This is a genomic window from Enterococcus sp. B2E4 (assembly GCF_030499455.1).
In the GTDB taxonomy this organism is placed as follows: domain Bacteria; phylum Bacillota; class Bacilli; order Lactobacillales; family Enterococcaceae; genus Enterococcus_D; species Enterococcus_D casseliflavus.
Map to the genome: position 1 here is coordinate 30,218 of NZ_JAUKPK010000017.1, position 13,982 is coordinate 44,199.

Sequence of the window (13,982 nt, forward strand, 5' to 3'; positions counted from 1 at the left end):
ATCAGTCTTCTTTCTTTAAGGAGGAAAACAATGATAGTGGATAAAAAAGATCGTTTGCTTTTTATGGGGGATTCGATCACAGATAGCAATCGAAAATATCAAGCGATACCTGCAGGTTGGTCTTCATGGGGGGACGGCTATGTTCATCTGATCAACGCCTATACCACAGCATTACTCCCGCAAATGGAATTAATGATCGTCAACCGGGGTGTCAGTGGGGATACGGTTGTCGATTTGAAGAAGCGCTGGAAGGATGATGTGTTGGCATTTCAACCAGATTGGGTAACGACCATGATCGGTGTGAATGATGTGTGGCGGCATTTTGATGGAACCTTTGCTCAAACGGAACTAGTGGGGATCGAGAGATTTGAATCAGAGCTGCGTGATTTGATCGAGCAGACCTTGCCAAATGTCAAGGGGATGATTCTTTTGAGCCCGTTTATGGTTGAAGCCAACAAAGAAGATCCGCTAAGAAAAATGCTTGCCAATTACCAACAAGTGCTTGCCAAAGTAGCGCAAGAGTATGGTATCCTTTTAGGGGATACGCAGGAAAAGTTTGATGATTTTTTGCTTTATCAATCATCCTATGTCTTAAGCAGTGATCGCGTGCACCCCTCGACTGCAGGACATGTGTTGATTGCAAAAACATGGCTGGAAACAGTCGGTATTTTGGAGGAAAAACAATGATCACAGTAGAAACGATCCAGCAAGTCGCACATCAAGGCCCCTTTTTTCCAAATTGGCAGTCATTGGGCGCTTTTGTTCTACCGGAATGGTTCCGCAAAGCAAAATTTGGGGTCTTCATTCATTGGGGACTGTACAGTGTTCCAGCCTTTCACAATGAATGGTATTCAAGAAATATGTACATCAAAGGCCATCCAGAATACGATCACCATATTGAAACCTATGGTCCACAAAAAAACTTTGGCTACAAAGACTTTATTCCGATGTTTACCGCAGATAAATTTGATGCAAATGAATGGATTCGCTTGATCAAACAAGCCGGTGCCAATTATCTTTTTCCCGTTGCAGAACATCACGACGGGTTTCAGATGTATAAAAGCGAACTGTCTGAATGGAATGCGTCAGTTATGGGGCCGAAAAAAGATATTCTTGGTGAACTAAAAGAAGCCGCAGAGGAGCAAGGCCTGCATTTTTGTACCTCATCTCATCGTGCCGAACATTGGTTTTTTATGGGACACGGTAAGGATTTTGACAGTGATATCAAGGAGCCGTTGGCAAAAGGCGACTTTTACTGGCCAGCGATGCCAGAGCCAGACCATGAAAGTCTCTTTAGCGAGCCATACCCGTCAAAAGAATTTTTAGATGATTGGCTGCTTAGAACCTGTGAACTCGTCGACAACTATCAACCAGAGCTGCTGTATTTTGATTGGTGGATCCAACATGAAGCCTTCAAGGAGCATTTGCAACTTTTCGCTGCTTACTATTACAATCGTGGGGCTGAATGGGGCAAACAAGTTGGTATTTGCTACAAGCACGATGCCATGATGTTTGGTAGCGGTATCGTGGAGATTGAACGGGGGAAATTTGCCGAACCACAACCTTTTTACTGGCAAACAGACACAGCAATCGCTCGTAATTCATGGTGCTATACCACGACATTGGATTATAAAACAACACGTGAGATTTTACAGGATTTGATCGAAGTCGTCAGTAAAAACGGCAATCTCCTTTTGAATATCGGGCCGAAAGGGGATGGTTCGATCCCAGAAAAAGATCAAGCGATCTTAAAAGAAATCGGTGCGTGGCTGGATGTAAATGGTGAAGCCATTTATGAAGCGAAACCATGGCGCAAAGCAGGGGAAGGGCCCACGACCGTAGTTTCGGGCCAATTTCAAGAAGCACAGGCGACGACATACACGAGCCAGGATTTCCGCTTTACGGTTCAGGGGGATTCGTTGTATGCGATTGGCATGGCAAGTCCTGAGAATGGACACGCAAGGATCCAAGCACTGGCACAATCGAAAGACCAAAATTTGCCAGAATTTCACGGCATCATCAAAACCGTCACGATTCTAGGATACGAAGAACAGCCTGTTGATTGGCAAGTGACCGATGAAGGCTTGCAACTAACTTTTGAACCAATTGAAACCGACCAACCAATTGTCTATAAAATTACAATGAAATGAGGCGCAACCCGTGATACATGAAAAAAGATCTGCACTTTTACCAGAAAGCCAAGCAAGTTTAACTACCTATGTCATCGAAAATTCTCCTGAAATGGAAACAGATCGTGTCCGACCAGCTGTCATCATCTGTCCTGGCGGTGGCTATGAAATGTTGTCGGATCGAGAAGCGGAACCTATCGCCATCAAAATGATGAGCTTTGGGTTCCAAGCCTTTGTGTTGCATTATAGTATCAAACCGGCTGTCTATCCGTTAGCCTTAAAGGAATTGGCTGCTGCCGTTCGTCTTGTCCGCACCAATCATGACACCTGGCACGTCGATCCTGGAAAAATCATCGTTGCTGGTTTTTCAGCTGGTGGCCATTTAGCTGCTAACTTGGGTGTGTCTTGGCAGCAACCTTTTCTAGCAGAGGCTTTACAAGGAGCCAATGAAGAATGGCGGCCTAACGGGTTACTGTTGAGCTACCCAGTATTATCTAGTGGAGAACTTGGGCACCAAGATTCCTTCCGTTCATTATTAGCAGATCGTTACGAAACAGAAAAAGCCGCCTTGTCTTTAGAGACTTTAGTCAATGAACAGACACCACCAACGTTTCTTTGGCATACGTTAGAAGATGGATTAGTCTTGGCGGAAAACAGCCTCCTTTTTGCCGAACAGCTGCGCAAATTTAATATACCTTATGAGCTACACATTTTCCCTCGGGGCGGTCACGGGTTAAGTTTAGGAACGCCAGAAACCGCCAACAGCGATCAACATGGGATCGAAGCGTCGGTTGTCCGTTGGCCAGAATTATTTGCTGATTGGGTAAAATGGAATTTTTGAGAAACGTTTAATGATCGAAAGAAATAAGCCATTGTCTGCTGAGTTCAGACAATGGCTTTTCTTTTCGTTGTTATCAGATAGTTTATTCAGCTGAAAAGACAACCGTTCCTTGATAAAAACTTTTGCTGACGAAGCCTTTGCGGGCAACGAATTCTGCCGTACAAGCAGCTGGTGTCAGCAAGAAATCAGCCGAATCACCAACCTTAGGCCATTGCTGCGCACCGTTTTTATCTAATGGCACTTTGCCATCAGTAACCAGACCTAGGGCTTGCGTCAAGTCTTCCTGACTTTTGACAGCAAAAATCTCTAAATAGCGCGCCAGCTTTTCTTGTAAAGAACCGTCGCCAAGAGAAGACCAAGAATCATAGACATTGTCGCAACCGATATGAACAGCCACGCCATAGCTTTGCAATTCCTTCAGTGGCGGGATCGTTCCTGGGCTGATGGGAATACTTGAAATGATATGGATCTCTAAGTCTGCTAAGGCTTGAAAGACTTCTTTGCGTTCTGCTCCCTCAAAGTCATTTAGACCAAAGGCGTGACTGATCGCCACTTTTCCTTGCATATTGAATTCCTTCGTCAAACGAATCATTTCTTTAATGGTCGCTCTACCAGCTTCTTGCCGATCATGAAGATGGAGGTCAATACCGACATGTCCTTTTTGAGCAAGTTCAAAAGTTGTTCGTAAGGAAGTTTTATAATCTTGATCGAGTGTATACGGATCAACACCGCCAATATAAGAAGCTTTGCCCGTTGCTAAGGCTTCTTCAATCAAAGAAGCTGCATTTGAGCGCAGCAAGCCATGTTGGGGAAATAAGACCAGCTCTGAACCAAAAGGCTGTTCGGCAACGAATTCAGTGATCGCATCAAAATAACGCAGCTGAGTCATTGGTTCAATATCGATATGTGAGCGGAACATCACCGCACCGTGAGGTAGTTCTAAATCAATCAGCGCTTGTCCGCGTTCTTTGATCGATAACGGTAAGGCATCTAATTGGGGAATCTCAGTTTCAAATCGTTCCACCAAGCTAGCTGCTGGCGTGACTGGACGCCAAGGAGTACCTAATTTACTTTTGTCCAAATGACAATGTTTTTCGATCAATCCTGGCAACAATAACTGATTTTCTCCATCAATGATCGTCGCTTCGCTTGATGCCTGCCATTCAGTCATCGGCACGATCTCCGCTATTTTTCCATCATTGATCCCGATTGCTGTATTTTCTGTTTTGGTTCCATAAGACCAGTCGCCTTCTTTTAAATAACTCGTCTCAAGTTGAACATTTGTAAGCCATAAATCCAAGAAATCGCCTTCTTTCGTGTTTGCTTCATGGTATCATAACCGCGGCTGGTTCCCAATCAAATCGCTTGCAAAAAAACAGACAAACTAAAACGTTTTAGCAATATAGCTATTTTTCTCTCTGGTGATAGGAATATTCTTAGAATTTTTTTGTGAAAACGCTTGAATGGAGAAAAATTGTCTGGTAATATGTGGATGTAACGAAAAGGTTTTCGAAAGGAGGGTACTTATGCTGATCTTAAGATTGCTAGCATTTTTAATTGATGGAATAATTATTTTTCTTCCTAGTACAATGCTTAGCTATCTGCTAATGGTGCCTGCTGGAATAACTATTGTTTTGCCTCAATTGCTCTTTGTGGTCTACAACATGGTTTGCTTGAGTAGTTTTGAAGGAAAAACGATTGGAAAGCATTTTGCGAAACTTGTTGTTTTTACGAATCAGCGTAATCTACTAACGGTGGGGATGAGGGAAGTAGCAAAATTGCTCTACTTTTTGCCAATGATCGGTTGGTTGTTTTTCATTTGTTCTTTCTTAGTCTATTTGGGTACGAAAAAAACTTTACACGATATAGTAGGACAGAGTACGGTGGGATTTAATAAGAAAGAGGAGAATGATCACTATGAGCGAAACCTCCTTCGATGAATTGTTAGCTGGAAATCCTTTAGTAGAAATCAATACACAAGCTCTGTTTTTGTTAGTTGTTCTTGCCTGGGCTAGTGCGAGTCTTATTGCTTGGAAGTGGCGAAACGAATACCAAGCCGCAAAAATAATTAGAGATTATGCTTATTATGCGCCACTTCACTTAATCGTAGGATTTGTTTTTCTTAACGCAGCAATTGTTCTAGTAATTGGTAGTTATTTAATGGGCTTGATTGTACTTTTATTTCGGTCCAATAATTATTTTTATAAATAAAAAAATTTTTGAAAGAAACTAAAACGTTTTCTTAAGATCTAGGAGGAAAAAATGGAAACAGCAATGCAGTATTTAAAAGAAGACCCATGGAAAATTACGGAAAAGGCCTTTGATACAAAATGGTTAGGCAAGGCAGAAGCGATTATGTGCTTGGGCAATGGCTATCTGGGGATGCGCTCTGCCACAGAAGAGAAATATGTTGGTGAAACCCGTAATCTTTTTGTCGCAGGAACCTTTGATAAATTCGACGAAAATGAAGTGACTGAGCTGCCCAATGTACCTGATATGATAGGGATGGAACTTCTTTTTGATGGCGAACGATTAGATTTATCAAAAGGCACTTATTCAAACTATTCACGTTGCTTAAATCTGAAAACAGGGGAACTAACGCGATCCTTTCAATGGAAGCATGGTCAGATCAATGTCGAACTGACCTTTAAGCGATGTGTTTCCTTTGCACAAAAGCATGTGTTTGCGCAACAAGTGATGATCAAGAATTTAGGAAAAGAAGTCACGTTGGAAATTATTTCTGGTATTGATGGACAGATGACAAATAGTGGTTCGCAGCATTTTACTGAAGGAGACAAATCACTCGTCGATAATCGGTTCTTACAAATGATGCCAAAGACCACTCAATCTAACATCGCCTTTGTTCTTTCCACAGCACATAATTTAGAAAAAACAGTAGATTGCTATGATGAAACCAAGAAACGGATCGAGATGGGTAGACGAAAAATCTACAATCGTTATTGGCAAACGTTAGCCGCAAATGAGATGTTAAAGATTGAGAAGTTTTCTTCTGTTTATACCAGTATCGATAAAGAATATTTAGGGAAATCACCACAAGAGTTGAAGAGGATTGCTCTTGAAGAGCTAAAAGAGATTCGTAAAAACGGCTATCAGGAATTAGCAAAAGCTTCAGCCGCGGCATGGGACAAAGAAGTTTGGTCCGTTTTTCCAATCAACATTAAGACAGAGAACCCACTAGATCAACTAGCGATTCATTTTGCGAAATACCACCTGCATGTGATGACACCAGCCCATGACGAACGCATGAACATAGGTGCCAAAGGCCTGTCGGGAGAAGGGTACAAAGGACATACATTTTGGGATACTGAGATTTTTATGTTGCCTTATTTTACCTTCACACACCCAGAAATCGCCAAAAAACTAGTGACTTACCGCTATTTAGGTTTGGCTGGTGCCCACAAAAAAGCTGCTGAAAACGGCTATCAAGGCGCCCAATTTCCGTGGGAAGCTGCTTGGCCTGAAGATGGTGAAACTACGCCAGTTTGGGGCGCTGCGGATATTATCACAGGCTTACCAACAAAAATTTGGTCAGGGTTTATTGAACAGCATATTACCAGTGATGTTACTTATGGCATCAAGCAATTTATCGATGTAACGAATGATCAACAATTCGCGGGGGAAAAAGGTTATGAAGTGATTTTTGATACGGCGATTTTTTGGGCGAGTCGTTTAGAGTGGTCCGAAGAAAACAAACGCTATGAAATTCTAGACGTCGTTGGACCAGATGAATATAAGGAGCATGTCGATAATAATGCATTCACGAATCATACTGCGCACTGGAACATTCAATTGGCAATCTCATTATATGATGAGCTGAAAAAGAACCAGTCGGAACTTTTTGGGAAACTATCGGAAAAACTGCCGTTAAATGAGGCGTATCAAGAATGGCAAGCGAAAGTAGCTGCAATTTATTTACCACAGCCGAATGAAGCAGGAATCATTCCACAAGACGATACCTATTTGTCGAAAAAAGAAATCGATCTCACCAAGTATAAAAATGATTCGCAAGTAGGCACATTGTTCCACGAGTATAACTTAGAACAAGTCAATGAAATGCAAGTATCAAAACAAGCCGATGTCCTCTTGCTCTTGTTCTTATTTGAGAACCTTTTTCCAAAAGAAGAGAAACGGTTGAATTGGGATTACTATGAGCCAAAAACGCTCCATGATTCCTCCTTGTCATTATCGACACATGCCATCCTCGCTGCTGATTTAGGGGAAATAGCACTTTCTTATGACCTGTTTCAACAAGCGATCAATATCGACATGGGGGAGAATATGCTGTCTTCCAATGAAGGGATCCATGCAGCATCACTCGGTGGGATTTGGCAAATGACAGTCTTCGGTTATGGGGGCGTGCGTTGTTTAGACGGCCAGTTACGAATTGAACCACATTTACCAAAGGCTTGGGAAGCACTTGATTTTGGTATTATGTGGCACCAACAGCCATTACGGATTGAAGTCACACAGGAAGGTTTTACGGTCACTAACCATGGGGAGCAAGCGATCGAGTTTATCGCTTTTGATAAAGTTTATCAGCTTAAAGAACAAATCAAAATCAATTTTTAGGAGGAAACAAAATGACTGGATGGAAAAAAGTAGTAGGAACAGGGCTTCTATTGTCTGTAGCAGCATTGCTGGCAGCTTGTGGCGGGAACGAAGACACCAGTAGTTCGACAGATCAAACGGATTTCACGGGGGATTCGTTAACGATCGGTGTTTGGGGTGGAAATGAGGCGGAAGAAAAATCGTTGGATGAAATGATCCAATCTTTTGAAGAAGCAACGGGTGCTACAGTTGAAAAGAAAGTATACACCGATTATAACACCCAAATTCAAGCTGATATGGCGGGTAGAACTGCACCTGATGTTTTTTATGTGGATGCCTATATGTTCCCATGGTTCTCGGAGAACGGCACACTTGCAGAATTGGATCCGGCTGATTTTGAAAGTGAACAGTTTTATGATAGCTTGATCGATGCTTTTACGACCTCGGATGGACAACTGCAGGCTGTTCCTAAAGATATGTCAACTTTAGCACTCTATTTCAATACAGCGATTTTTGATGAAGTTGGTGTATCGATCGATGAAGTACCAGACACTCTTGAAGCGTATGTCGAATGGCTACCATCGTTTCAAGAAAAAATCAATGAAGCTTATGGTGAAGGGAATGTTTTTGCCATGAGTTATAACCAAGATATGGCTCGTAACTACCATCTTGCAACGCGTGAAAATGCTCAACCAATCAATGAAGACGGGACGGCTAATTTGGCTGACCCAGCAGTAGTTGATAATCTTTCAATTTTAAAAGAATTGGTCGATACGAAAGCAGCGGTTACCCCGCAAGACATCGGAACAGGTCGGAACGGCGAAGCTTTTGGTTCTGGAAAAATTGCGATCATGGATGAAGGAAACTGGGTGTATGAGACACTGAAGACAGAATTTCCTGATATTCCTTTTGTTGTAAAAGAAATGCCAACGTATAAAGTAACGGAAGGGTCAATGATGTTTTCTGTCGGTTGGGGAAAATATGTTGGGACTGAAAAAAGTGCCTTGGCAGATAAGTGGATTCAACACGCTACTGGACAAAGTGGTATGCAAGCTTGGGTAGAAGGGACAGGAACCTTGCCTAGTCGCCAAGATGTTGCAGATGCAGCGAAAATCACTGAAAATAGTGACTTGAATGTTCACTTAGAGGCATGGGATTATGCAACGATTTGGCAAAATGGAACCACTCTAGATACCATCAACAAAGCGTATCAAAACTTTTTACCTAATGCTTTGAATGGAAACATGACCTTTGAAGAAGCGATGGAAGCTGCCGATGATCAAGCGAATGCGGATATTACAGCAAACTAGTCAGACATTATAAAGAGGGGGAGACCCTCCCTCTTTTCTTTGGAGAAAGGTGACAACACGATGGAACGAAAAAAACACAACTATACAAAAAGCCAATGGCAAGAAATCCGACAGGCGTGGCTCTTTCTGGCTCCAGCAATTATTGTCGTAGGAATCTTTTTCGTCTTAGCTGTTCTCTTTGCTTTTTATCTATCATTCAACGATGTCAATTTGTTTACCAATACGTTTTCTTTTAAAGGGATAGAGAATTATGTACGTATCTTTACCGATCAAAAAGCACGAATTGCACTTAGAAATACGGCCACTTTCGCGTTGGTCGTCGTTCCATTACAAACGATTTTTGCTTTGATCATTGCGTATATTTTAAGTAGCAGAGGAATCAAAGGGAAAAAATTGTTTCGGATGATTTATTTTTTACCGACTCTAACTTCTAGTTCAGCGTTGACGATCATCTTTATGTTTATTTTTAATATTTACGGTCCAGTCAATGACTTATTTATGAATTTAGGATTTTACTCAGAACCAATCAATTTTTTACAAGAACCGGCCTATGCGTTGAAAGTGATTATGGTGATGAATATTTGGTCGACCGTGCCCTATTATATGACGATCTATTTGGCTTCCTTAGTTGATCTGCCTCATTCGTTGTACGAAGCAGCGGAGATCGATGGCGCGACAACCGTGGATAAATTACGATATATTACGATTCCTTATCTAAGACCAATCACTACCTATGTATTGCTGACGGGCATCATTGGTACCTTTCAGATGTTTGATCAGGCGTATATCTTCTCGAACGGATCAGGAGGACCCAACAATTCGACTCTGACCTTGTCACTAATGATTTACCAATACGCCTTTGGACAAATGAACACGATGGGCTATGCGGCTGCATTAGCGATTGTATTGGCAATCATTATTTTTACTACATCACTTCTAGCAGAAAAATTGAACAAAGAAAGAGGGTAACGTCAATGAAAGGAAAAGAGAAAACAAAACTATTGAAAATCCTTCTCTATATAATCTTGATTCTTTATGCAGTGTTGACGTTTTATCCTTTTATTTGGGCAATCGCTGCATCTTTCAAACCTTATAGAGAAATTGTTTCTGGAGATATGAGCTTGATTCCGAATGAGTTTACTCTAGACAATTTTCGTTATGTCTTAGGGCGCTCCTCCTTGTTTATGCGCTGGTTTTTAAACTCCGTGATCATATCGGTTATTGGAACGACCATCAATATTTTATTAAATACGATGGCAGGTTATGCCTTAGCAAGGTTAAATTTTCCAGGACGTGAACGAATTTACTATGGTTTTTTGGCATTGATGATGGTACCAGCTCAAGTCTTGTTGATTCCCAACTACCTGATCTTGATGAATCTAGGGATGTTAGATAGCTTTTCGGCCTTGATTTTACCGGCTGCCATCAATATCGGGAATATTTTTATGATGCGCCAATTCTTTTTATCGTTTCCTAAAGATGTGGAAGAAGCTGCTGCGATCGATGGTTTGGGAAGGTTTCAAACATTCTTTCGTATCGTGATGCCATTAGCAAAACCATCGATCGCGACACAAGCTGTCTTTATTTTTATGGGCTTTTGGAATGAATTCATGAAACCAATGCTATATTTGACTACGCCAAGTAAATATACTTTGACTCTAGGGTTGCAGACTTTCCAAAGTCGAAATGGTGGTGTACGATGGGATCAGACGATGGCGGCAAGTGTGATCACGATCATTCCCATTGTGATCATTTATTTGCTGTTCAATAAATATTTCTTACAAGGAGTGCGAATGGATGGCGAAAAATGATTCGTTTAAAGTAAGTGCAGAGGAACTTTCTCATCAAACACACGAGTACCTAGAAACATTGTTTGCAGTTGGTAATGGTCAAATTGGCGTGCGGGCAGGGCATCCTTTAAAAGTTAATGAGCACTATGCGGGAAATTCGGGCTCCTTTGTTAACGGTTTTTTTGATAGTGAGCCGATTCAATACGGTGAATGGGCGTATGGCTATGCCAAAGAGCATCAGACGATCATCAAACTGCCAAATCTAAGAGGCGTGCGCTTACAGATTGGTGACGAGGACTCTAGTGCTTCAGAATGGCAAATAAAGCCTATAAAAATGACTTTAGATTTGAAAAAAGGCGTGTTGGATGAATCCTATAAAGTAGTAACGCCACTGGGTAAAACTTTTGAACTGGTGATGCAGTCTTTTGCCTCAATGGCACGAAGTGAGCTTTACATCTGTCATTATCAGATTAAAAACACAAATTTCTCGGAACCAATCTACATGACACACCCGATGGAACAAAAAGCAGCAATTGTTCAAACAGATGATCCTCGGGTTGCCAGTAAAGCGCATCGCTTACGAAAAGCTGATTTTCAGGATTATGCGATTTGGACAGCTGAAACTAGTCAACGAAGCATAGCAATTCGAGTGATCAATGGCGAAAAGCAATTACAATCAGAGGAAACGCTTACGACGGTTTTCCAAATGAAACTACTTGAAGATAATCAAAATCCCGAAACACCTTTTAAACAAGAGTTAGCCGATTTTGAAGTTCTCTTGCAAGAGCAGCAACTAAGCTACCAGCATTTTTGGGCAGCCAGTGATATTCAAATCGAAGGAGACCCAATTCTTCAAAAAGGGATTCGATTCAATTTATTTCATTTGAATCAAGGAGCAGGAAGAGATGGTAGAACAAATTTCGCGGCCAAAGGATTGACGGGGGAAGGCTATGAAGGTCATTACTTCTGGGATACGGAAATGTACCTTTTACCGTTTTTTATTTTTACGAATCCTGAAATTGCCAAAGCATTACTTTCTTATCGGGGGAACATCTTACCACAAGCCAAACAACGGGCGCAGGAGCTAGGGCAAGAGGGAGCATTATTTGCTTGGCGGACAATCGACGGACATGAAACAAGTGCTTACTATCCAGCGGGAACCGCTCAAGTTCATATCAATGCGGATATCGTGTATGCATTCCAATTGTATGAACGGGTGACAGGTGATGAGAGATTCATTGAAACCGTGGGTAGTGATGTTGTTTTTGAAACGGCAAAATTCTGGTTGAGTTATGGCGATCTGGTAGAAAAAGACGGCAAGCTTGCTTTTTGTATCAATGGAGTGACCGGACCTGACGAATACAGCGCTCTTGTTAACAATAATTTTTATACGAATAAGATGGTTCAAAACAATCTTTACTACGCAATTGAGTTAGCACAGCGATTTGGAAAATACCAAGAATCAATTAGTGCTTGGCAGCAGGCAGCCGATTTAATGTATTTTGGCTACGATGAACAGCGAGGCATTACCAAACAAGATGATGGATTCTTAGAACAAGCAGTCTGGCCGTTTGAAACTACATCGGCTGAAAAGTATCCTCTCCTGTTACATTATCATCCGATGGTCATCTACAAACATCAGGTCTGTAAACAAGCGGATACGGTTTTGGCACAAATGCTTTATACAGGAGATTTCAGTCTTGAGCAATTAAAAAAAGATTATGATTATTACGAGCAAGTAACGACGCATGATTCTTCCTTATCTCGTTCTATTTTCAGCGTGATGGCGAGTCGAATTGGGGATTCTGAGAAGGCGTATCGTTATTTCATGGATACGGCTTTGATGGATTTAACGGATTTACAAAAAAATGTTGTCGATGGCATTCACGCAGCCAATATGGGCGGAAGCTGGCTGAGCTTGATTTACGGATTTGCTGGTTTGTATTACGATCAAGGGCTGCGATTAGCGAATCACTTGCCACAGAAAATAAAAGAACTAAAATTTACGCTCTTTTATCAAGGAGAACCTGTTAAAATCAGTTTAAAGGATCAATGTATTGACTGTCAGTTAGCGGAGGAAACACGATTGATCGCTAGTAAGACTGATGGTGGTATCTGGATAAAGGAGAGATAGCAAATGCGAACAACGATTCGCGATGTGGCAAAGGCAGCCGGCGTATCAATAGCGACTGTATCTAAAGTTTTTAATGGGTATAGTGATATCAACCAGCAAACCAAGCAAGACATTTTAAAAATAGCGAAAGAATTAGATTATTCCCCCAATATGGCAGCAAGGACACTGTCTTCGAAGAAACAACAAACGATCGCCTTGATTTTAAACGAGTTGAATTTTAATCGAAAATCAACGATGCCTTTGGAAGTGTTGAATGGGGTCTATCGCTATACGGATCAATCAGATTTTGAATTTGTCTTTTATGGAACAAGCACCGAGAAACAAAAGCAGAAAACGTTTAGTCAGTTCTGCAATGAGCACAATATCACTGGAGTAGTGATTCAAGGCTTAAAAACGACAGATCCATACTACCAAGAAGTACAGCAAACCTCTTTGCCGACTGTTTTGATCGATATGGAAATCGACAACCCTATGATTGGTCTGGTTTCGATTGACAATGAAAAAGCGGCGCAAGAAGCAGTGGACTTTTTGATTGCCAATAATCATCGACAAATTGGCATGATAAACGGAAGCCGTGATGCCAATGTCAGTGAACTTAGAGAAAGAGGTTATCGCGCTTCTTTGGCAGCTCACGGTTTGCTAGTAAATGAATCCTATATTCAATACGCAAATTACGAAGAAGAAATTGCCTACTTGATTTGTAAAAATTTGCTAGAAAATAATCAAGAAATCACTGCATTGTTCTGTGCCAGTGATATTATGGCAATCGGAGCGATACGTGGAATCAAAGATATGGGCTTGCGGGTTCCTGAAGATATTTCGGTCATTGGATTCGATGATATTATTTTGGCTAGTTATGTAACGCCTGAATTAACAACCGTTGCCCAAGATATGGAACGAATCGGTTATGAAGCAGCTGAATTACTAGCAGACATCATCACCAATCAAGCAGAAACTAGCCATCGGAAAATTAGTCCTCATCAATTAAAAGTGCGACAGTCGGTGGGGAAAATCGAATAAAGTGTTTCGATTGAACGTAGCATACGATTTCCTTTGATGGAATCTGTGCTACGTTTTTTAGAGTAAGTCTGAAACGAAACAGTAAACCTCTTTGCATGTTTTTTCTGCCTTTATTTAGTGGCTTGTCAAACGAGAGAAATCGCTTAGAAGCTCCCTCAAGTTGACAGGATTGCTTGAAGGTGTAGGATA

At 41.4% G+C, this 13,982-nt stretch carries 12 protein-coding genes; 11 read left to right on the plus strand and 1 reads right to left on the minus strand.

Annotated elements, in window-relative coordinates; translation table 11 throughout:
- The first annotated feature begins 30 nt into the window (after positions 1-30).
- Genes Q1X33_RS12335 through Q1X33_RS12345 form a run of 3 tightly spaced genes read left to right on the plus strand, consistent with a single transcriptional unit; the run spans position 31 to position 2,970 of the window.
- Positions 31-687 (plus strand): SGNH/GDSL hydrolase family protein, encoded by a 657-nt coding sequence (locus Q1X33_RS12335; RefSeq protein ID WP_301969706.1) that lies wholly within the window; start codon positions 31-33, stop codon positions 685-687.
- Positions 684-2,150, plus strand: coding sequence for an alpha-L-fucosidase (locus tag Q1X33_RS12340; RefSeq protein WP_005228463.1), 1,467 nt, complete (start codon positions 684-686; stop codon positions 2,148-2,150). Before Q1X33_RS12335 ends, Q1X33_RS12340 begins: the two co-directional genes overlap by 4 nt.
- A gap of 10 nt (positions 2,151-2,160) precedes the next feature.
- A complete protein-coding gene (locus Q1X33_RS12345; RefSeq protein ID WP_005228464.1) occupies positions 2,161-2,970 on the plus strand; it encodes an alpha/beta hydrolase in 810 nt (269 codons plus the stop codon).
- 82 nt (positions 2,971-3,052) lie between these two features.
- On the opposite strand, the gene Q1X33_RS12350 is transcribed toward Q1X33_RS12345, so the two are convergent.
- Entirely contained in the window at positions 3,053-4,270 is a 1,218-nt protein-coding gene (locus Q1X33_RS12350) for an amidohydrolase family protein (protein ID WP_005228465.1), read from the minus strand.
- Between the two features lie 226 nt (positions 4,271-4,496).
- Here Q1X33_RS12350 and Q1X33_RS12355 point away from each other — a divergent pair, with 226 nt between their 5' ends.
- The 8 genes from Q1X33_RS12355 to Q1X33_RS12390 are packed head-to-tail and all read left to right on the plus strand — an operon-like array spanning position 4,497 to position 13,793.
- Positions 4,497-4,910, plus strand: a complete 414-nt coding sequence (locus Q1X33_RS12355; RefSeq protein WP_034869110.1) for an RDD family protein — start codon at positions 4,497-4,499, stop codon at positions 4,908-4,910.
- On the plus strand, positions 4,888-5,181 hold the full coding sequence (locus Q1X33_RS12360) for a hypothetical protein (protein WP_118215072.1): 294 nt from the start codon (positions 4,888-4,890) through the stop codon (positions 5,179-5,181). The genes Q1X33_RS12355 and Q1X33_RS12360 overlap by 23 nt, the downstream gene beginning before the upstream one ends.
- A gap of 51 nt (positions 5,182-5,232) precedes the next feature.
- Positions 5,233-7,560 (plus strand): glycoside hydrolase family 65 protein, encoded by a 2,328-nt coding sequence (locus tag Q1X33_RS12365; RefSeq protein ID WP_301969707.1) that lies wholly within the window; start codon positions 5,233-5,235, stop codon positions 7,558-7,560.
- A gap of 11 nt (positions 7,561-7,571) precedes the next feature.
- On the plus strand, positions 7,572-8,849 hold the full coding sequence (locus Q1X33_RS12370; protein WP_301969708.1) for an extracellular solute-binding protein: 1,278 nt from the start codon (positions 7,572-7,574) through the stop codon (positions 8,847-8,849).
- Between the two features lie 60 nt (positions 8,850-8,909).
- Positions 8,910-9,818, plus strand: coding sequence for a carbohydrate ABC transporter permease (locus tag Q1X33_RS12375; protein WP_005228471.1), 909 nt, complete (start codon positions 8,910-8,912; stop codon positions 9,816-9,818).
- Positions 9,819-9,823: 5 nt separating this feature from the next.
- The gene (locus Q1X33_RS12380) at positions 9,824-10,660 is read left to right on the plus strand and encodes a carbohydrate ABC transporter permease (RefSeq protein ID WP_005228472.1); all 837 of its coding nucleotides are present in this window, start codon (positions 9,824-9,826) and stop codon (positions 10,658-10,660) included.
- Positions 10,647-12,773 (plus strand): glycoside hydrolase family 65 protein, encoded by a 2,127-nt coding sequence (locus tag Q1X33_RS12385; protein WP_005228473.1) that lies wholly within the window; start codon positions 10,647-10,649, stop codon positions 12,771-12,773. Before Q1X33_RS12380 ends, Q1X33_RS12385 begins: the two co-directional genes overlap by 14 nt.
- A 3-nt stretch (positions 12,774-12,776) precedes the next feature.
- Positions 12,777-13,793 carry a LacI family DNA-binding transcriptional regulator gene (locus Q1X33_RS12390; RefSeq protein ID WP_005228474.1) on the plus strand — a complete coding sequence of 339 codons (1,017 nt, stop codon included), beginning with the start codon at positions 12,777-12,779 and terminating at the stop codon, positions 13,791-13,793.
- Positions 13,794-13,982: the final 189 nt, after the last annotated feature.